Source organism: Tahibacter caeni (assembly GCF_024609805.1).
Classification (GTDB): domain Bacteria; phylum Pseudomonadota; class Gammaproteobacteria; order Xanthomonadales; family Rhodanobacteraceae; genus Tahibacter; species Tahibacter caeni.
In genome coordinates this window covers 13,795-33,601 of sequence record NZ_JANFVR010000017.1, presented here as the reverse complement: position 1 = coordinate 33,601, position 19,807 = coordinate 13,795, and the positions used below count along the sequence as shown (strand labels likewise).

19 protein-coding genes are annotated in these 19,807 nt (G+C 67.9%); 11 read left to right on the top strand and 8 right to left on the bottom strand.

What is annotated here, in order from left to right; genetic code table 11:
* The 7 genes from NON22_RS03075 to NON22_RS03045 form a co-directional block, all read left to right on the top strand.
* The coding region (locus tag NON22_RS03075) for an RsmD family RNA methyltransferase (RefSeq protein ID WP_257385436.1) at positions 1–392 on the top strand (392 nt) is incomplete at its 5' end.
* 41 nt (positions 393–433) lie between these two features.
* Positions 434–919 carry a pantetheine-phosphate adenylyltransferase gene (coaD, locus tag NON22_RS03070; RefSeq protein WP_306673607.1) on the top strand — a complete coding sequence of 162 codons (486 nt, stop codon included), beginning with the start codon at positions 434–436 and terminating at the stop codon, positions 917–919.
* Positions 920–958: 39 nt separating this feature from the next.
* Positions 959–1,459, top strand: coding sequence for a hypothetical protein (locus NON22_RS03065; protein ID WP_257385435.1), 501 nt, complete (start codon positions 959–961; stop codon positions 1,457–1,459).
* A 55-nt stretch (positions 1,460–1,514) separates the two neighbouring features.
* Complete coding sequence (locus NON22_RS03060) at positions 1,515–1,775, top strand: YfhL family 4Fe-4S dicluster ferredoxin (RefSeq protein ID WP_257385434.1); 261 nt, start codon at positions 1,515–1,517, stop codon at positions 1,773–1,775.
* Complete coding sequence (ggt, locus tag NON22_RS03055) at positions 1,772–3,439, top strand: gamma-glutamyltransferase (RefSeq protein ID WP_257385433.1); 1,668 nt, start codon at positions 1,772–1,774, stop codon at positions 3,437–3,439. The genes NON22_RS03060 and ggt overlap by 4 nt, the downstream gene beginning before the upstream one ends.
* 11 nt (positions 3,440–3,450) lie before the next feature.
* The gene (locus tag NON22_RS03050; RefSeq protein WP_257385432.1) at positions 3,451–4,311 is read left to right on the top strand and encodes an MBL fold metallo-hydrolase; all 861 of its coding nucleotides are present in this window, start codon (positions 3,451–3,453) and stop codon (positions 4,309–4,311) included.
* Between the two features lie 17 nt (positions 4,312–4,328).
* Positions 4,329–4,841 carry a DUF4920 domain-containing protein gene (locus NON22_RS03045; protein WP_257385431.1) on the top strand — a complete coding sequence of 171 codons (513 nt, stop codon included), beginning with the start codon at positions 4,329–4,331 and terminating at the stop codon, positions 4,839–4,841.
* A gap of 273 nt (positions 4,842–5,114) precedes the next feature.
* On the opposite strand, the gene NON22_RS03040 is transcribed toward NON22_RS03045, so the two are convergent.
* Positions 5,115–5,660, bottom strand: a complete 546-nt coding sequence (locus NON22_RS03040; RefSeq protein ID WP_257385430.1) for an NUDIX hydrolase — start codon at positions 5,658–5,660, stop codon at positions 5,115–5,117.
* Between the two features lie 92 nt (positions 5,661–5,752).
* On the opposite strand from NON22_RS03040, the gene NON22_RS03035 reads away from it, so the two are divergent.
* Positions 5,753–7,255, top strand: a complete 1,503-nt coding sequence (locus NON22_RS03035; protein ID WP_257385429.1) for an SMP-30/gluconolactonase/LRE family protein — start codon at positions 5,753–5,755, stop codon at positions 7,253–7,255.
* Between the two features lie 170 nt (positions 7,256–7,425).
* Here NON22_RS03035 and NON22_RS03030 read toward each other — a convergent pair whose 3' ends face one another.
* Together NON22_RS03030 and NON22_RS03025 are read right to left on the bottom strand one after the other, a co-directional pair.
* Positions 7,426–8,313: a 5'-3' exonuclease gene (locus NON22_RS03030; RefSeq protein ID WP_257385428.1), complete on the bottom strand. Its 888-nt coding sequence runs from the start codon at positions 8,311–8,313 to the stop codon at positions 7,426–7,428.
* Position 8,314: 1 nt separating this feature from the next.
* Positions 8,315–8,884, bottom strand: coding sequence for a nitroreductase family protein (locus NON22_RS03025; RefSeq protein WP_257385427.1), 570 nt, complete (start codon positions 8,882–8,884; stop codon positions 8,315–8,317).
* Positions 8,885–9,195: 311 nt separating this feature from the next.
* Here NON22_RS03025 and NON22_RS03020 point away from each other — a divergent pair, with 311 nt between their 5' ends.
* The 3 genes from NON22_RS03020 (at position 9,196) to NON22_RS03010 (ending at position 12,128) form a co-directional block, all read left to right on the top strand.
* Positions 9,196–10,326: a Re/Si-specific NAD(P)(+) transhydrogenase subunit alpha gene (locus NON22_RS03020; protein ID WP_257385426.1), complete on the top strand. Its 1,131-nt coding sequence runs from the start codon at positions 9,196–9,198 to the stop codon at positions 10,324–10,326.
* 72 nt (positions 10,327–10,398) lie between these two features.
* The gene (locus tag NON22_RS03015; protein WP_257385425.1) at positions 10,399–10,695 is read left to right on the top strand and encodes an NAD(P) transhydrogenase subunit alpha part 2; all 297 of its coding nucleotides are present in this window, start codon (positions 10,399–10,401) and stop codon (positions 10,693–10,695) included.
* The gene (locus tag NON22_RS03010) at positions 10,695–12,128 is read left to right on the top strand and encodes an NAD(P)(+) transhydrogenase (Re/Si-specific) subunit beta (RefSeq protein ID WP_257385424.1); all 1,434 of its coding nucleotides are present in this window, start codon (positions 10,695–10,697) and stop codon (positions 12,126–12,128) included. Before NON22_RS03015 ends, NON22_RS03010 begins: the two co-directional genes overlap by 1 nt.
* 58 nt (positions 12,129–12,186) lie before the next feature.
* Here NON22_RS03010 and NON22_RS03005 read toward each other — a convergent pair whose 3' ends face one another.
* From NON22_RS03005 to NON22_RS02985, 5 genes are all read right to left on the bottom strand, one after another.
* Positions 12,187–13,161 carry an aspartyl/asparaginyl beta-hydroxylase domain-containing protein gene (locus NON22_RS03005; protein WP_257385423.1) on the bottom strand — a complete coding sequence of 325 codons (975 nt, stop codon included), beginning with the start codon at positions 13,159–13,161 and terminating at the stop codon, positions 12,187–12,189.
* A 63-nt stretch (positions 13,162–13,224) separates the two neighbouring features.
* Positions 13,225–15,036 carry a tetratricopeptide repeat-containing sulfotransferase family protein gene (locus NON22_RS03000; RefSeq protein ID WP_257385422.1) on the bottom strand — a complete coding sequence of 604 codons (1,812 nt, stop codon included), beginning with the start codon at positions 15,034–15,036 and terminating at the stop codon, positions 13,225–13,227.
* A 166-nt stretch (positions 15,037–15,202) separates the two neighbouring features.
* Entirely contained in the window at positions 15,203–18,088 is a 2,886-nt protein-coding gene (locus NON22_RS02995; protein ID WP_257385421.1) for a TonB-dependent receptor plug domain-containing protein, read from the bottom strand.
* Positions 18,089–18,388: 300 nt separating this feature from the next.
* Positions 18,389–18,583 (bottom strand): hypothetical protein, encoded by a 195-nt coding sequence (locus tag NON22_RS02990; RefSeq protein WP_257385420.1) that lies wholly within the window; start codon positions 18,581–18,583, stop codon positions 18,389–18,391.
* A gap of 64 nt (positions 18,584–18,647) precedes the next feature.
* Positions 18,648–19,703 (bottom strand): hypothetical protein, encoded by a 1,056-nt coding sequence (locus tag NON22_RS02985; RefSeq protein WP_257385419.1) that lies wholly within the window; start codon positions 19,701–19,703, stop codon positions 18,648–18,650.
* Positions 19,704–19,807: the final 104 nt, after the last annotated feature.

The window sequence follows — 19,807 nt, the reverse complement described above, 5'->3', positions numbered from 1 at the left end:
CGCTGGGCCTGGAAGCGCTGTCGCGCGGCGCGCGCGAGGCCGTGTTCTGCGAGCGCGATCCGGCCCTGGCCGCGGCGCTGCGCGCGAACCTTGCGCGGCTCAGGCAGGACGGCCGCGCGCGCGTCGTCGCCGACGACGCATTGACCGCACTGGCCGGCCTGAGCGGACCGTTCGACATCGTCTTCCTCGATCCGCCGTTCGGCGCCGGCCTCTGGAGCGCGGCGGCCGCGCAGCTCGAAGCCCGCGGCCTGCTCGGCGCGCAGAGCCTGATCTACCTGGAGGCGCCGCGCGAGGCCGCGCCGGCGCTGCCGCCGAACTGGATTGCGCACAAGCAGACGCGCGCCGGCGAGGTCCAGGCCGCGCTCTATCGCCGCGGCGCGGGCTTGGCTTAAGCTTGGGCGGTTTCGTTCCCAGCCCTGACGGTATCTCTGCGATGGCCCGCGTTGCGGTTTATCCCGGCACCTTCGATCCGATCACCAACGGCCACATCGACCTGATCAGCCGCGCCGCGCCGCTGTTCGAGCGCATCGTCGTCGGCGTCGCCGACAGTGCGAGCAAGGGGCCGAGCTTCAGCCTCGACGAGCGCATCGCGCTCGCGCGCCTGGCCCTGGCCGGGCTGCCCAACGTCGAAGTGCGCGGCTTCTCGGTGCTGCTGGCCGATTTCGTGCGCGAGATCGGCGCCGGCGTCATCCTGCGCGGCCTGCGCGCCGTGTCGGACTTCGAATACGAATTCCAGCTCGCGAGCATGAACCGGCACCTCATTCCGCAGGCCGAGACCTTGTTCCTGACGCCGGCGGAGCAGTACAGCTTCATTTCCTCGTCGCTGGTGCGCGAGATCGCGCGGCTCGGCGGCGACGTTTCCGGGTTCGTGCACCCGGCCGTGCAGCAGGCGCTGCGCCAGCGCTGGCGCGGCAATTGACCGTAGTTGGTTCTTCTCTCATCCCACGCAGGTGATCCCATGCGCAAGTTCATGCAAGCCGCCCTTCTCGGGCTCGTTTCCACCCTGGTGCTGACCGCCTGCGACAAGAAGGAAGAAGCCGCTCCGGCGCCGGTCGCCGTCGAAGTGAAGATGCCGACCAACGCCACCGACCGCAACGCCTGGAAGGCGTACCTCGTCGACGTGGTCAAGCGCAACATGGCCGGCGTCACGTCGAACCGTCCGTACATGTACTTCGTGCCGGGCGGCGAAGACCAGGCCGCGCAGGACGAGCGCATCAACCAGCTGCAGAACGTGCAGACCATCGTCGCGCGCACCGTGCTGCCGGGCAACATGCTCGCGTTCGGCGGTCCGGATTCGAAGCTGACCGGCGACCTCATCGTCGATTCGTTCAAGGACGCCAAGGCCGGCGCGTTCAAGGACGTCATCGTGCTGTTCGTCGGCGCGACCGCGGACCAGCAGCGTGTGCAGGACGTGATCGCTCCGTCGGGCGCGACCTACCGCTTCGTCGAAATGAAGTGATGCCCACGGCCAGCGGCCGCCGGGTTGCGCCGGCGGCCGCTGGCCGCCTGCTTCCATGGCCCTGAAAATCACCGAACTCTGCGTCAACTGCGACGTCTGCGAGCCGGTCTGCCCGAACCAGGCGATCTCGATGGGGCCGGAAATCTACGAGATCGCGCCGGCGCGCTGCACCGAATGCGTCGGCCACTACGACGTGCCGCAGTGCATTGAAGTCTGCCCGGTCGAGTGCATATTCGTGGATTCCGAGCACACGGAAAGCCGTGAGGAACTGCTCGCCAAATACGCACGATTGACCCAGGCGGAGAAGACGGCGTGATCCGATTGCGTGCACTGCTGTTCGTCGCGGCCCTGCTGCCGTGTTCCTTCGCGGCCGCCGCGCCCGGCAAGGCCGCCATTGCGAGCGCGCACAAGCTCGCGACCGAAGCCGGCTTCGACGTGCTCGCCGCCGGCGGCAACGCGTTCGACGCGGCCGTCGCGGTCAGCGCGGCGCTCAGCGTCGTCGAGCCGCAGAGCTCGGGCATCGGCGGCGGCGCGTTCTTCCTCGTGCATCGCGCGAAGGACGGCAAGCAGGTGCTCGTCGACGCGCGCGAGACCGCGCCGGCGGCGACCGACGCGAAGGCCTATCTCGATGCGAACGGCGAGCTCGATCGCGACAAGTCGGTCAACGGCGGCCTGGCCGCCGGCATTCCGGGCGAGCCCGCGGCGCTGGTCTGGGTCGCGCAGCACTACGGCCGGCTGCCGCTGAAGCAGTCGCTGGCGCCGGCGATACGCCTGGCGCGGGACGGCTTCGCGCCGGACGCGCGCAGCCTGATGCGCATCGGCCAGCGCAAGGACGTCATCGCGCGCGACGCGGGTGCGTCGGCGCTGTTCCTGCCCGGCGGCGAGGTGCCCGGGGCCGGCTGGGTGCTCAAGAATCCCGATCTCGCGCGCACGCTCGAGCTCATCGCCGAACGCGGCCACAAGGGTTTTTACGAAGGCGAGTTCGCCGAGAAGCTCGTGGCCGGCGTGAAGAAGGCCGGCGGCAACTGGAGCCGCGAGGATCTCGCCGCCTACGCGGTGCGCGAGCGCGAGCCCATCGTGTTCCAGTACCGCGGCCATAAGGTCGTCACCGCGCCGCCGCCGTCCTCCGGCGGCATCGCGCTCGCGGAGATGCTGAACATCCTGCAGGGCTACGACCTGACCAGGCTCGACCGAGTCGAACGCACGCACCTCGTCGTCGAGGCCATGCGCCGGGCGTACCGCGACCGCGCCGAATACCTCGGCGATCCGGACTTCGTGAAGATGCCCGTCGCCGAGCTCACGAGCCCGCTCTACGCGGCGGGACTGCGCGCGTCGATCCATCCGAAGAAGGCCACGCCGAGCGACAGCCTGCCGGGCTACATGGCGCCGGTGCAGGGCACCGACACCACGCATTTCTCCATCATCGACGCCGACGGCAATCTCGCCGCGGTCACGCAGACCGTGAACCTGCCGTTCGGCGCCGCCGTCGTCGTGCCGGGCACGGGCTTCGTGCTCAACAACGAGATGGACGACTTCGCGCTGAAAGCCGGCGCGCCGAATGCCTACGGCCTCGTCGGCGCCGACGCGAACGCGCCCAGGCCCGGCCATCGGCCGCTGTCGTCGATGACGCCGACCTTCGTGATCGGCCCCGAGCGTACCCTCGTCATCGGCACGCCGGGCGGCAGCCGCATCATCACGATGGTGCTCGAAGGCATACTGGCCTGGTTCGACGGCGACGCGCCGCAGCAGCTCGTCGACAACAAGCGCTTCCATCACCAGTACCTGCCCGACGTGATCTCGACCGAGAAGGACGCGTTCACACCAGCCGAGCGCAAGGCGCTGCAGGCCATGGGCCACGTGCTCAGCGAAGGCGAGCAGCCCTGGGGCTTCATGAACGCCGTCGACTGGAACCGCAAGACCGGCGAGCTGCGCGGTGGCAGCGACTCGCGCGGCGTATCCGGCACGGCGCTGGTCAGGTAGGCGGCACGACGATGAAACTCTGGTCCCTGATCGGCAATTCGCAGAAGCTCGACGGCGGTGCCATGTTCGGCAACGTGCCGCGCGCGATGTGGGAAAAGTGGATAGTTCCCGATACCGACAACCGCATTCCGCTGGCCTGCCGCTGCCTGCTCGTCGACGATCTCGACGGCAAGCGCGTGCTGTTCGAAACCGGCATCGGCGCGTTCTTCGAACCAAGGCTCAAGGAACGCTTCGGCGTCGTCGAGCACGAACACGTGCTGCTCGCGTCGCTCGCGCGCGCCGGCTTCAGGGACGCCGACATCGACGCGGTCGTGCTGTCGCACCTGCATTTCGACCACGCCGGCGGCCTGCTCGCGGCCCACGAGCCGGGCCAGCCGCCGCGCCTGCTGTTCCCGAACGCGAAATACCTCGTCAGCCGCGAATGCTGGGAGCGCGCGCTGCATCCGCACCCGCGCGACCGCGCCTCGTTCATCGCCGAGCTGCAGCCGCTGCTGCAGGCGTCCGGACGGCTGGAGATCGTCGACGGCGAGCATTCGCCGACCCTGGGGCCGTCGGTACGCTTCAGCTACAGCTCGGGGCATACGCCGGGCCTGATGCTCGCCGAGATCGGCGGCGACGGCGGCGTCGTGTTCTGCGCCGACCTGATTCCTGGCCGGCCCTGGGTGCATCTGCCGGTGACCATGGGCTACGACCGCTATCCCGAGTTGCTGATCGACGAAAAGCAGCGCTTCCTCGACGACAAGCTCGCGCGCGGCGTGCGCCTGTTCTTCACGCACGACACGCAGTGCGCGCTGGCCGAAGTCGTCCGCGACGACAAAGGCCGCTTCGCGACGGCCAACGAACTCGGCGAACTCGTCGGCCTCGCCGCCTGATTCATAGGAGGGAACACATGAACAAGTGGATGATTGCAGGACTCGTCGCGGCGCTGGCCGCGGCGGCGCAGGCGCACGAGGGCGCTCACGAGGGGCATGGCGCGCACGCGACCCTGCCCGGCCACGAGGCGACGCCGGCCGGCCCCACGCCGATCGCGACCGGCAACGGCGGTGCCTATTACGGCGCGCCGATGCCCAAGGCCGAGGCGCTGGCGATCGCCGATGTCGCGCGCGCGCCGGACGCGCATACCGCCGCGCCGCAGGCCTTCAAGGGCCGCATCACCGAGGTCTGCCAGAACAAGGGCTGCTGGATGGTGCTCGAGGACGGCGGCGCCTACGCGCGCGTGTTCATGAGCGGCCACAGCTTCAGCGTGCCGAAGGACGCGCGCAACCAGGCCGTCGTCTACGGCATGCTCAAGGTCAAGCAGCTCGACGCGAAGGAAATCGAACACCTGGCCGGCGAGGGCAGCAAGCCGCAACAGCAGGAACTGCAGATCGACGCGACGTCGGTGTGGATCGCTGGCGGCTGACCGATTTCCCGGATTCTTCCCGGCTTTTTTGCGCTTGTGCTCGTGCGGTATTTCTTGTAGCGCGTGCTTAGAGTTCCACTGCGATCACTGCGATCACTGCGATCACTGCGGTGCGAGCGGCGTCTTCGAGGTTGCGCCTTTGGTGGAACGCCGCGATAGCCAGGAAACTGCCAGCTCTCCGACGGCGTCGAGGGCGGCCGGCCGCGAACGCTCCCGGGAACGGATGTCCGCCCCGGGACGGCTGAACCTCGCCGCGTCCGTTACGGGCGCAGCTCAGCGCGCGCAGCCGAACAGCGCCGATCCGTGATCGAGGAAATACAGCCCTGCGAATACCTTCGGATCGATCGAATAGCCTTCGGCGGCGCGCGCGCAGAGCCATCGGGCGGCTTCGGCGCGCGGAATTTCGTGGACCCGGATGTCTTCGCCGGCGACGCCGCCGCCGGCGTGTTCGCGGCGCAGGTCCCACGCGCGCACGAACGCGATGGACTCGGTGCTCATGCCCGAGGAGCTGGGTCCGCTGATGTAGTAGTCGAGCCGGCCGCAGGCGTAGCCGGTTTCTTCGAGCAATTCGCGGCGCGCGGCCTCGAGCAGGTGCTCGTCGCCGTTGCCGGGCTCGTCGCCGATCAGGCCGGCCGGCATCTCGATCGCGCGCGCGCGGATCGCTTCGCGCCATTGCTCGACGAACAGCACGCGGTCCTCGGGAGTCACCGCGATGACGATGACGGCGCCGCCCGGATTCGTGCGCTCGGCGTATTCCCAGCGGCCGCGGCGGCACAGGCGCAGCCAGCGTCCGTTGAAAAGAACTTCGGTTTCGTCCATCGTTCCCTGTTCTCCGCCGGCCCTGCGCCGGAACCTATGCCGGCCGCGTGCGGTCTGTCGCCGGCCTCCTTTCGATACTCCGGACTTTCCGCATGAAAATTCAAGCCCTTGCCTACGCCTTGCTGAGTCTCTGCGGGCTCGCGGCGGCCCATGCCGCCGAGCCTGCCGCGAAAGCGGCACCGGCCGTGCCCAAGGCCGCCGCGGCCGGTTCGGCCGACGAGCGCATGCGCGCCGCGGAGAACCTTACCGAGCAGCAGATCAAGTCCACGACCAACCGCGAAGCGCTGTCGCGTCTGGCCCAGTTCTACAACGGCCGCGACCTGCAGCGTTTCATCTGGTCCATGCAGCGCCTCGTCGAGCTCTATCCGAATTCCGGTGCGCTGCGTCTGCAGCTCGCTGCGGTCTATGCGGGCCAGGGCGACAAGAGCAATACCTACGACACCCTGCTGAAGATGCAGAACCTCGGCTTCGCGTATTCGGTCGGCAACGACCCGCGCTTCGAGAAGGTCCGCGGCACCAAGGTCTGGGAATACGCCGTCGCCAATCTCGACGCGAACGCGCGGCCGTTCGGCGAAGGCCGCGTCGCGCTGCAGCTGCCGGCCGGCGACACCCTGCTCGAAGCCCTGGCCTGGGACGCCAAGCGCAAGCAGCTGCTCGTCGGCAGCGCGCGCGACGGGTCCATCCATCGCGTCGAGAAGGACGGCAAGCTGTCCGAGTTCATCAAGCCGGATCCGGCCTCGGGCCTCTACAGCGCGCTCGATCTCAAGGCCGACGCGGCCAACGACGTGCTCTGGGTCGCGAGCTACGGCGCGCCGGTCTACAAGTCGTACACGGCCGACATGGTCGACCGTTCGTATCTGCTCAAGTACAGCCTGTCGAGCGGCAAGCTGCTCGGCAAGTATTCGATCGAGGACAACACCGGCCATCTGTTCGGCTTCGTCGCGGTAGCGGGCGACGGCCGCGTCTACGTCGCCGATCCGGCGCGGCGCGAGATCTACAAGCTCGACGGCGACAAGCTCGTGCTCGTGACGAGCAACGCGATGCTGACCGGCATCAGCGGACTGGCCGTCAGCGCCGACGGCCGCAACCTGTACTTCGCCGATCCGGCGCTGGGCCTGTTCGGCCTGGACCTGTCCACGAGCAGGCCGTTCAGCGTCGGCCATTCGCCCGACAGCCTCGTCGTCGGAGGCGTGTCGTCGTTGTTCTGGTACGACGGCAGCCTGGTCCTCGTGCAGGACAACATGGTGCCGCAGCGCGTGATGCGCCTGAAGCTCGACAAGGACGGCCGCAACGTCGTCACGGCCATGCCGCTGGACGCAGCCAAGCCCGAATTCAGCGTGCTCGGCAACGGCGCGGTCGCCGGCGACGATTTCTACTTCGTCGCCAACAGCCAGCGCGAGCTCTACGACAGCCACGGCGTGCTGTCCGACGCCAAGGCGCTGCAGCCGGTAAAGGTATACAAGAGCAATCTGCGCTTCGCCTGGAACGAGCCGGGCATCTCCGCCGGCCTCAAGCCGATCCCGACCGCGAGCGACGCGAAGGTGCGCTTCGAGAACGCCGAGCCGGCACCGAAGAAAGACGGCGACGACAAGTGAGTGATGCGATCGGGCCGCCTCGTGCGGCCCGAGCTTTCAGGGCCCGCGACGCCTCGTGCGGCCCGAGCTTTCTAGGTCTGCGCCGCCTCGCGCGGCAAGCTATCCAGGGCCTGCTCCGCCGCGTGCGGCCGATGCGTTGGGCGCGCTGAAAAGCTCGCGCGGTCTGCTCTTCAGGCCAGCGCGCGTATGCGCGAGCGCGTCAGCGGGCCGAAGCGCAGCCGTTCGAGCAGGCTTTCGACGTCGGCCAGATCGGGCTTGCCGCGCGTGAAGCTGTCGGCGTCGGGCGGCACCGGGCCGTCGCAGGCGATACCGGTCAGGCTGCGGCTCAGCTGCGCCTGCGCGGCGCCGGCCTTGAGCTTGACGTAGGCTGCGGCCGCGCCGCGGAAACGCAGGAACGGGATCTCTTCGATGCGCGCATAGATCGCGTCGAGGCTGCCGAAATGCGACAGCAGGGTCGCGGCGGTCTTCGCGCCTATGCCGGCGACGCCGGGAATGTTGTCGATCGCATCGCCGGTCAGCGCGAGATAGTCGGCGACCTGGTGCGGGTGCACGCCGAGACGTTCCTTCACGCCAGCCGCGTTCCAGGTCTGGTTTTTGGAGAAGTCCCAGATCTCGTCGTGTTCGCCGACGAGCTGGCCGAAATCCTTGTCGGCGGAAACGATGACGGCGCGAAACGCCTGCGGGCGCAGCGCGTGCACGACGCTGCCGATCAGGTCGTCGGCCTCGAGGCTCAGATCCGACAGCACGCGCAGGCCGAGCGCCGCGCTGATGCGCTGGCAGTAGGCGAATTGCAGCTTGAGTTCCTCGGGCGGCAGCTCGCGGTTGGCCTTGTACTCGGGATAGATCGCGTTGCGGAACGAACTCGTCAGCGATTCGTCGAAGGCGACGGCGCAATGCGTCGGCCGCGCGCGTTCGAGCAGGTCGAGCAGGAAGCGCGTATAGCCGTAGACCGCGTTGACCGGCTTGCCGTCGACGTCGAAGAACTCGGCCGGCACCGAATGCCAGGCGCGGAACACGTAGAGGCTCGCGTCGACGAGGTGGATGGTCTGCCGGCTCATCTCAGCCCTGCCATTCGCTGAGGAGCGCGGCGACGTCGGGGCGCAGGCGCTCGGGCGCGGGTTCGCGCGCGGTGCCGATGTGGATGAAGCCGACGATGCGTTCGCCCGCGCCGACGCCGAGCGCGGCGCCTATCGTCGGATCGTAGGCGGCCCAGCCGGTCAGCCACTGCGCGCCGAAGCCGAGCTGCTGCGCGCCGAGCAGCAGGTTGTAGGCGACGCAGCCGGCCGACAGCAGCTGCTCCTGCGCAGGCACCTTGGAATTGGTCTCGTCGATGCGCGCGATCACCGTCACGATCAGCGGCGCGAAGTTGAAGCGCTCGCGATCCTTGTCGAGCGCGGCCGGCGGGGTGTCGGGATTGTTGGCCAGCGCGGTCCGCACGAGCAGCTCGCCGAGGCGCCGGCGCGCGTCGCCGTGGATCAGCAGGAAGCGCCAGGGCACGAGCTTGCCGTGGTCCGGCGCGCGCACGGCGGCCCGCAGCAGCGCCTGCAGCTGATCCGCGTCGGGACCGGGCTCGCCGAGCTGGCGCGAAGGAACGGAACGGCGGTCGTCGAGCAGTTTCAGCGCGGACATGCGGCATTCTCCGGAAATGTGGACGGGGCAGCGGCGTCCCGTGGTGCCGCCGACGGGATATGCCGGGCCAAGCGGGACCCGGTCGGGCGGCGGGGGCCCCTCGAGTCACAAGCGGGCGGGCGAACGCCGGCGCTGCAGGCGGACGGCGGCATCGTGGAAACGAGCCGCAGGGCGCGGGAGCGGCGCTGCGGATGCTCGTCCCGGTCTTCCTTAGCGATATCCCTCATAAGAATGCGCGAGTCTACCAAGCCCGCTTACCACGGATACATTCATGGGCTAGGATGCCCGGGCTTGGTCCTGGGGAGTGCCACATGGCGGTGAATGTCGCGGTAGTGCGCGAGACGACGTCCAACGAGCGGCGCGTCGCGCTGACGCCGGAAGTCGCGAAGAAGCTCAAGGGCAAGGGCGCGACGGTGCTGATCCAGAGCGGCGCCGGCCAGCCGGCCAGTTTTCCCGACGCAGCCTACAAGGACGCCGAGGCCGTCGCCGACGCGGCCGCGGCGCTGGGCCGCGCCGACGTGCTGTTCAAGGTGCAGCCGCCGACGCTCGAGGAGATCGCGCAGCTGCGCGAAGGCAGCGTCGTCGTGAGCCTGCTGCAGCCGCATCTCGCGCCCGAACGCACGCGCGCGCTGCGCGACCGCCGGATCACCGCGTTCGCGATGGAGCTGCTGCCGCGCACGACGCGCGCGCAGGCCATGGACGTGCTGTCCTCGCAGGCCGGCGTCGCCGGCTACAAGGCCGTGCTGATCGCGGCCGAGGCCTCGCCGAAGTTCTTTCCGATGCTGACGACGGCGGCCGGCACGATACGTCCGTCCAAGGTGCTCATCGTCGGCGCCGGCGTGGCCGGCCTGCAGGCCATCGCGACGGCGCGGCGCCTCGGTGCGCAGGTCGAAGGCTTCGACGTGCGGCCGGAGACCAAGGAACAGATCGAGTCGCTCGGCGCGAAATTCCTCGATCTCGGCGTCAGCGCCGCGGGCAGCGGCGGCTATGCGCGCGAGCTCACGGCCGAGGAGCGCGAGCAGCAGCAGAAGGCGCTGGCCGAACACCTCAAGGGCATCGACGTGATCGTGACGACGGCGGCCGTGCCCGGCCGCAAGGCGCCGCGCATCATCAGCGCGGCCATGGTCGAGGGCATGAAGCCGGGCGCGGTCATCGTCGACATCGCCGCGGAGACCGGCGGCAACGTCGAGCTGTCGGAAGCCGGCAAGAGCGTCGTCACGGCCAACGGCGTGACGATTATCGGCCCGGTCAACCTTGCCGCGAGCGCGCCGATCCACGCGAGCGAGATGTACGCGCGCAATCTGTACAACTTCATCGAGCTCAGCCTCAAGGACGGCGCGCTGAACCTCGACTGGGACGACGAACTGATCGCCAAGACCTGCCTGACCCACGCCGGCGAGATCCGCCACGAGGCCACGCGGCAGCTGGTCGACGGCGCATGAGCGTTGCCGCCGTCGCAGTGAACGTCGCGGCCCGCGCCGCGACCTTGAGCCAAGCGCATCCGGGGAAACCACATGATCAGCGGTGAAATCGCCCTTTATCTCTTCATGCTGGCCGCGTTTACCGGCCACGAAATCATCAGCCGCGTGCCGGTGATCCTGCACACGCCGCTGATGTCGGGTTCCAACTTCGTGCACGGCATCGTGCTCGTCGGCGCGATGATCGCGCTCGGCGAGGCGACGACGGTGACCCAGCAGGTCATCGGCTTCATCGGCGTGTTCCTCGGCGCCGGCAACGCGGTCGGCGGCTACGTCGTGACCGAACGCATGCTCGAGATGTTCAAGTCCAGCAAGAAGGAAGGAGCCAAGTGATGGACAAGTCGGCGCTGCTCCAGCACGCGGTCCACGCCAGCTACTTCGTCGCGGCCGTGCTGTTCATTCTCGGCATCAAGCGCATGTCCTCGCCGGTGACCGCGCGCAGCGGCATCCAGTGGGCCGGCGTCGGCATGGTCGTCGCCACGATCGCGACGTTCTTCCACGGCAGCATCCTCAATCACCCCGGCGTCGTCACGAACGTCGTCCTGATGGTGCTCGCGATCGGCATCAGCACGCTGTTCGCCTGGGTTTCCGGCAAGAAGGTCGCGATGACCGACATGCCGCAGATGGTCGCGCTGTACAACGGCATGGGCGGCGGCTCGGCGGCGGCCATCGGCGCGTCGGCGCTGATCGGCGCGGCGACGGCGCCCGAACATCACGCGCTCGGCACGACGCAGATCGCCCTGGCGGTGATCGGCGCATTGATCGGCTCGATCTCGTTCACCGGCTCGCTGATCGCGTTCGCGAAGCTGCAGGGCTGGATGGACAAGACCTTCCGCTTCGGCGGACAGCAGGTCGTCAACGGCCTGTTCTTCCTGTCCGCGCTCGGCCTCGGCGCGGCGCTGCTGTTCCAGCTCGACACCACGATCGTCGTCGCGTTCTTCGCCGTCTCGCTGCTGTTCGGCGTGCTGATGACCCTGCCGATCGGCGGCGCCGACATGCCGGTCGTGATCTCGCTGTACAACGCGTTCACGGGTCTGGCCGTCGCGTTCGAAGGCTACGTGCAGGGCAACGTCGCGCTGATCATCGCCGGCACCGTCGTCGGCGCCGCGGGCACCCTGCTGACGCGTCTGATGGCCAAGGCCATGAACCGCTCGATCAGCAACGTGCTGTTCTCGAACTTCGGGTCCGGCGGCGGCGGCTCCAGCGAGATCGCCGGCTCGCAGAAGCCGATCGAGGCGGCCGACGCGGCCTCGCTGCTGTACATGGCCGAGAAGGTCATCATCGTGCCGGGCTACGGCATGGCCGTGGCCCAGGCCCAGCACAAGATCTGGGAACTGTCGCAGCAGCTGATCAAGCGCGACAAGGAAGTGAAGTTCGCGATCCATCCGGTGGCCGGGCGCATGCCGGGCCACATGAACGTGCTGCTCGCCGAGGCCGGCGTGCCTTACGACCTGATCGCCGACATGGACGACATCAATCCGGAATTCGCGACCTGCGACGTGGCGATCGTGATCGGCGCGAACGACGTCGTGAACCCGGTCGCGCGCACGGACAAGTCCTCGCCGATCTACGGCATGCCGATTCTCGACGTCATCAACGCGCGCCAGGTCATCGTGATCAAGCGCGGCAAAGGCGCCGGCTTCGCCGGCATCGAGAACGCGCTGTTCTACGCCGACAACTGCCGCATGCTGTATGCCGACGGCCAGGAGGCGGCGAACCGGCTGATCGCCGAGCTCAAGGGCATCGATTCGGCCGGCGGGCATTGAGGGCGCGGCTGACGCCGTCGCGCCGGCGAGCGGTCGCCGGCAGCGCGACGGCGCTGCATCAGGCCATCGTCGGCGCGGAACGCTCGTTGGCTTCGCCGGCGGCCTTCTGGTCGGCGACTGCCACGCTCGCCACCAGCGACGACAGCGCGCGCATCATGCCGACCTGGTTGCGCAGCATCAGGCGCAGGCCGATCGGCTCGACGGCGAGGATGAAACGGTTCATGCGCGCGCGATACTCGGGCCAGCCGTCGCGGCTTTCGCCATGGCAGGCCCATAACGCGCGCCAGTCCCGCGCGAGTTCGCCGGCGAGCTGGTGCAGCTCACGCAGACGCGGGTCCGGCACGGCTTCGTCGAGCACGAAGGTCAGCTGCTCGCGGAGTTCCCAGGGCGTCATGACGGCGGGCAGGTTGGTCACCTCGTAGCGCAGCGGCGGTTGCGCCGAGCCCGGCGCGATCAGGGTCGGCGACCAGGGGCCGGCGTAGCTCGGCGTGCGGCTGCGCGAGACGAGCTGCCAGAAGCCTTCGCCGCCGACGGTGTCGGCGACGATGTGGATGCGCGAGCGCGTCGCCGAGTTGGTGACGCGGTGCTGCGCCCAGGTATCGAAGATCCAGCAGTCGCCTGCCTGCATGTGGATGCTGTTGGCGCCGCAGAAGAATCTCACCTCCGGCTGGGTCACGACCGGCACGTGGATGCGGATGTGGTCGCGCCAGTAGTAGTCGACGTCGACGTGCGAGTTGACTTCGGCCTGGCCCGACAGGCGCATGAGCCGAGAGCGCCCGAGCACGCCGCCGAACGAGGCCAGTACTTCGCGCAGATACGGCAGGCGTTCGAGGTGGGGCGTCGGCAGCATGCGTCCGCGCACCGAGTCGCTGCCCGGGTCGCCGTTCGCGGCGATCAGCGGCAGCGCCGAATTGCCGGCGAAACCCTGCGGATGCGGTCTCCAGACGGATTCGCCGAGCGCGTCGATCTCCGCGGCGAGCGCCTGGGCGTCGTAGCGTTGCGGCAGTTGCAGGAACGGATACTGGAGTTTCATGGGAAATCGAGCTCGCGTTGAGGTGATCCGGTCGGCTGCGCGCGCAGCGGTACGGCGCGGTCGTCAGTCGTCGTAGCCGAATCGTTTCAGGTAGGGCGCCAGATGCGGCAGCGCCGGCTCCATCCAGCGGCCGTAGCGTTGCCAGCGGCCGACGCCCTTGCGGTTCACGGGCTCCACGACCTGATGATAGCTCGGCGTGCGGATGTAGCCGCGCTGCCTGGCGTGTTCGTGGAACGCGACCATGCCGGGCGACCAGTCGAGGCCGAGGAATTCGCACAGCAGCCGCGCATGTCCCTCGACGTCGCCGATCATATGCTCGTGGCGGAACGTCAGCACGTCGAGCCCGAACATGTCGACCTGCGCGAACCAGAAATCGAATGCGTTGGCATAACCCTGGGCAGTCGACTCCAGCGTCGCGCACATCGTCGCGTAGCCTGGCGCGCGGAAGATCTGCATGTAGTTGCTGAGCACGACGTCGCGCGGATCGCGCACGCACAGGATGACCTTGGCGCGGGGAAACAGGCGCGCGATGAGCGGCAGGCGCATCATGTTCAGCGGATTCTTGTCGATCAGCCACTTGCCCGGATCCGCCGAGGTCTGCGCGCGCACCGACTTCCAGTAGCTCGCGCGCAGTTCGCCGCAGCGCATCTCGTCGAGCCGGCCGAGACCGTGCGGATAGTCGATGCCGTCGGCCTCGACCATCTTGGTCAGATCGTTGAGGAAGGCGCGCTCGTCCATGCAGGTCAGACGCTCGTGCGCATCGAGCATGGTTTCCAGCAGCGTGGTGCCCGAGCGCGGGAAGCCGACCACGAAGATCGGTGATTCCTCGGCGGACGGTGCGCCTGGCCAGCGCCATTCGGCGTAGCCGTCGGGCTGCACGCGGTTCTGTGCGAGCCGCATCGGCGCGCCCTCGGCGCTGAGCAGCTCCGGCGCAGCCTGGGCGAGCTGCGACAGCTGCCGTTCGTGTCCCTGCTGCAGCCAGTGCATGGCCTCGTCGTGACGGCCGCGCTTGTCGTTGAGGCGGCCCAGCGAGAAGAACAGATCGAGGCGCCGGTTCGCGATCACCGGATCCGTCAGCAGCGCCTCGTGCAGGCGGCAGGCTTCGTCGATGTCGTTGCCGCGCGCGGCGATGTTCGCCGCCGCGATGTCGAGATCCTCGAGCAGGCCCGCGTTGCGCGCGTCGTCGCGACGGATCTGCGCGATCAGTTCGCGCGCCTCGTCGACGCGGTTGGAGCGTTCGAGGAACGCCGCGCGTCGAGTCAGCACGCGCACGTTGCCGGGGTCCAGACGCTCGGCGAGCCGCAGCGCCTGCTCGGCCGCCTCGAGATCGCCCATTTCGTTGTGCAGCGACGCGAGATCGACGAGTACGTGCAGGTCGTGTCCGGCCCATTGCAGCCAGCCGGCCAGCAATTCTTCGGCCTGCTCGTTGTTGCCCGCTTCGTAGCAGGCGGCCGCGGCCTGGGATCGCAGCGCCGGATCGGTCGGCTGCAGCGCGAGCGCGTCGAGCAGATAGCGGCGGGCGCCGAGAAACAGACCCTTGTCGAACTGGATCAGGCCGAGGTTCTGCAGTGCGTCGGGCATCTGCGGATTCAGACCGAGCGCGCGGTGGTAAGCCTCGCTGGCCTTGCCGTTCTCGCCGAGGCGGCGGCGGCTGTTGCCGAGATTGACCCAGTATTCCGGCGTCTGCGGCGCGAGCTCGGTGATGCGTTCGAACGTGGCGACGGCTTCACCGTCGCGGCCCTGGCTATCGAGGCTCAGCGCGAGCAGCACCAGTGCGCCTTCGTTGCGCGGATTCTGCATCAGCAGCTGGCGGCTGATCTGTTCGGCATAAGCCGGGTTGCCGTTCTGAAGGGCGTCGAATCCAGTGGGAAGCATGGCAAAACCTGAAGACCGAGCAGCCTAGTATGGATTTCGCCGGGCGGGGGGACAAGCGCGGCGCCCGGCGCCGCTGCGGGTCCGAAACGCCGCCGCTGCGTGCGGACACAAAAAAACCGCGCGGCTTGCGCCGCGCGGTTTCGGGTACCGCATCGACCGGAGTCGATTAGAACTTCACGCCCACGCGGGCCCAGTAGAAGCGGCCAACGGTCTCGTAGGTGCGAGCGTCGGTGTTGCTGTCGAAGCCGTACTGCCACAGCTGCGGCGGCTGCTTGTCGAACACGTTGTCGATACCCACTTCGAGGTTGGTGTGGATCGGTTCGATGTTGTAGCCGAACTGCAGGTTGTGATAGGTGACGGCGCCAGTGCGGAACGAGTTCTGGCCCGGATCACCCGACGGGTTGATGACGGTGTAGCCGTCGGTCGCCACGGCCTGCGCGCCGAAGCGGGTCGGGCCGATGTAGCGGGCGCGCCAGGAAGCGTCGAACGCGCCCATGTTCCAGTTCACGCCAGCGTAACCGCGCCAGCGGGCGTAGTTGCCGTCGCCGCCCTGAGCGGACGAGACGTACGAACCGGCGTTGTTGAACTGGGTCGTGACGTCGCCCTGGACCTTCTGCGCGTTGTAGCGCTGGATGTAGGTCGCGTCCAGCGAGAAGCGGAAGTTGCCCCACGAGGTTTCCGGCAGACGGTACTTGAAGCTCATGTCCACGCCGGACGTGTCGATGCGGCCGACGTTCTGCGTGCGGTTGTTGACGAAGTTGATGTCGCCGAGGCCCGAGAGCTCACGCGTGAACAGGTTGCAGTAACGACCGAAGTTGAAGCACTGGTTGATGATCGTCTGCGTACCCAGCGTACCGATGGTGTCGGTCAGGTAGATGCGCCACACGTCGACCGAGGTCGAAAAGCCTTCCAGCCAGCTCGGGTCGTACACGACGCCCCAGGTGAAGGACTTGCCCTGTTCCGGCTTCAGCTGGTCGTTCGAACCGAACAGCGCGCTGGTCTGCGGGGTGGTCTGCTCGAAGCCCGGAACCAGGCCGGCGCAGGCGACGTTGCTCAGGCGCGGATCGCCGGCGACGAGACCGTCGCAGGGGTCCTGATACGTATCGGCCGACGGGGTCACGCCGCCGTACAGGTCCGAGATCGTCGGCGAACGGAACACTTCGGCGACCGTGCCGCGCAGCAGCACGTCGTCGATCGGACGCCATTCCACGCCGATCTTCGAGTTCGTCGTGTTGCCGAACGCGGAGTAGTCGGAATAGCGCGAACCCAGCGTGAAGTTCAGCGACTTGGCCAGGAAGACGTCGCGCAGGACCGGGATGAACAGTTCCGCGTAGAACTCGCGGACGCTGAGCTCACCGGAGTTCGGCGAGGCACAGGCGTCGGTCGAGGTCTGGCAGGTACCGACCGCCGGATCGCTGATGATCGAGGCGAAGTCCGGACGGTAGTACTGATAGTCCTTGCGGTATTCGCCGCCGAACGCGACGCTGAGCGCGCCGGCCGGGAGTTCGACGATTTCGCCGGTCAGGTTGAAGCGGGCGATCTTCTCGTTCGAATAGAAGTGCTTCGACGGGGTGATCGACAGCTTGCGCAGGTTCTCGATGTTCTCGCGGCCGGCGGCGGTCTGGTTTTCCAGGCCGAGCAGGTTGATCGGCGTGCAGTTCGCGATGATCGCGGTCGGCGTGCCGCAGCGGGCCACGCCGTTGGCGTCGATGAACGACGGACCGACAGCGTCACGCAGGCCGGGCTTGAAGTAGTAGCCGGTCTGCTGGAAGTCCTGGGTCAGGCGCGCCCAGCTGATGCCGGCGTCCCAGGTCCAGGTGTCGCCGAAGCTGCCGCGCAGGCCGGTGTTGAACTGCTGCGACTCGGTCTGGAAGCGGCCGATGCGGTTGCCGTCGAGCGACATGCGGATACCGCCCGAGCCGACGTTCACGCCGAACGGGTTGTAGATGCTGTTGGCCGAGATGATCGCACCGGAGTCGGCGCCGAGGATCAGCGGCAGCGGGGCCAGCTCATAGTTCGAGCGGGTGTTGTTCGTGAACGCTTCGACATAGGCTTCGACGTTGTCCGAGATGCGGTAGTTGCCCGCCGCGAACAGGCCGCCGCGTTCCTGCGGGGTGCGCAGGATGTTGAACGGCGAGTAGTCGTACGTGTCGTTGTTCGCGCCGGAGCCCTTGTAGCAGCGGAAGTCGGTGCCGGCGGTGCCCGGGGCGCCCGCGATGCGCGTCACGTTGACGTTCGCGCCGGTGCCGCTGCAGCTGATGCCGAAGCTCTCGGCGACGCTGCGCGGAATCACGTAGCGGCCGTTCGGGATGGAGCCCGAACCCAGCTCATAGATCGTGCCGGCCGAGTTGTACAGCGCCGGGGTCGAGTACTCGCGGTCGGCCGCGCTGACGGCGTCCTGCTTGTTGTAGGTGACGCCGACGACCAGGCTGCCGCGGTCGCTGGAGTGACCGATCGTCATCGAGCCGCCCTTGCGCTCGCCGTCGTCACGGTCGGAGATGCCGTAGTCGAACGAGGCTTCCATACCCTGGAAGTCACGACGCGTGATGAAGTTGACCACGCCGCCGATCGCATCCGAACCATACACCGCCGAGGCGCCGTCCTTCAGGATTTCGATGCGCTCGACCATGTTGATGGGGATCGAGTTGACGTCGTTGTAGAACACGCGCTGGCCGTTGATCAGCAGCAGCGTGCGCTGCGAGCCGAGGCCGCGCAGCGAAACGGTGGAGGCACCGGAGCCGCCGCCGTTGTTGACGCCCGGGTTGGTTGCGGCGCCGGCGATCGAGGGGGCTTCCTGCAGCAGGTCGCCGATGGTGAGCTTACCGGTCTTTTCGATGGCGGACTTGTCGATGACGAAGACCGGGCTCGAGGTTTCGAGGTCGACGCGGCGAATGCGCGAACCGGTGACGACGATCGTCTCCAGCGTTTCGCCCTTGTCGCCACCTTCGTCCTGAGCGAAAGCCGGTGCGGCGGTGAGGCCTACAGCGGCCGCGGTGCCCATGTACAGGGCGTAGCGCACGGCGCGCAGAAGCTCGTTGCGGTTTTGTCTCATTACACTCTCCAACGTCAGAGTTGTGACACAGATCGGGACTAGTACTTTCCTTCCTGGAAAAGGCCAAGGAATCACCTGCCTAAGCCTCGGCAGCGGCCGATACTAACAACATTCGCAACGGGTGGGAATCCCTGTAGCTTATTTGCAACAAGGTTGTGGTTGGCCTGCGAAGGTTGCATCCATGCTTATGATTTGAATGGAAAATAAAAGGATAAAAAGAAGCATTTTGTGCGTTTTACAGGGGCTCCGGTGGATGCCGGAATTGCGTGCAGAGGTTGCCGGAAAGCTGAATGTCCGGACTCAAACGTTAAATTCGCCGTTAACAGGAATATCACGAGGCAGCGCCTGCGGCGGCTGTCGGCGCAGCGGTTTCTTAACGTCGGCGCTGCGGCCGAACCCGATGCAGCGGAGCGGAGAGCAGAAGTCGGAGCAGGAGCGCTGGAAGGGCGCGGCGCCGACGCCGCCGCGGAGGACTCCGAAGTCCTGGTTCTGCATGTCGGAGTGCGGGCCTGGCTGCCGGCCCCGGGGAATGCGGCGCCGGCGCGCCGCCGCGGAGGACTCAGAGGTCCTGCTGGTACTGCACGTAGGGGGTGCGGGCCTGGCTGTTGGCCTCGCTGCCGGTCAGCGGCGGGCTGGTCAGCAGGTTCTGCGCGCCGATGCTGAGTTCCGCCTGCCACGGCGTATGCCAGGTCAGACCGAGATCGATGCCGGTCCAGCGCTGCGCGTCGGTGCCGAGTGTCGAGCGCAGCGGGCTGTAGACGCGGCCGGTGATGTTCGCGCTGAGGGTCTCGCCGCCGAGGCCGAGGCTCAGGGCCTTTTGCTGCCAGAGCGGCCGGCTGCCGTCGAGGTCTGGGCTAAGGCGGATGCGGCCTATGCTCGCACCGAGATCGATGCTTTGATTGCTGCCGAAATACCAGCTGCCGCGCGCGCCGAACTGGGCCGAATCGCTGAAGCGGCCGAGATCCTGGGTCGGGATCACGAGGCGCGGCAGGTGATTGCTGGCGCCCGGCGTCGCGACGGTCGGCAGCGCAGAGCTCAGTGCGGGAACCAGGCTGCGCGGCAGGGCCGGCTCGAGCCAGCTCAGGGCCAGTCCCAGATCGATGCCGAAATCGCCGCCCGACCAGCTCGCGCCGAGGTTGCCGCCGTACCAGCGCGCGCCGGCGACCTGGCGCTGGCGGCTGCAGTCGGGGTTGGCGATGCTCAGATAGCTGCCGGAGCTCAGGCAGTCCAGCGACAGCGGTTCCGACAGCGCCAGCGGCGCGAGCGAGACGCCGCCGTGCAGGCTGCTCTGGTCGCCGAGGCGTACGCCGACCCGGCCGTCGAGCAGCGAGGTCGCGTCGATCAGGCGCCAGTCCAGGGCGCCGCCGACCTGCGGCGAGGCCGGCGCGATCGGTGAAAGCGGCTGGCTGGACTGGGCGACGGCGACGAGCAGGCGGCCGTCGGGCGTGCTCCACATCGGTACGAAATGCGTGTCCTCGGCGCCTGGGCTGCCGGCCAGCAGGCGGTCCAGCATGGCTTTCTGGCTGGCTTCGACCGGTTCCGACGCGATGTACTGCGCGGCTGCCGTGAACGGCAGCAGGGCGGACAACGCGGCAGTGGCCAGAAGCTTGCGCATGCGGGGCGAAACGGTCGTGTTTGCTGTCGGACTGAGGCCGGAAGCGCGAAGTTCCGCGCAGTCCGGGTCGAGGTTACGGGCGCGAGTTTACAAAAAAGTAACGG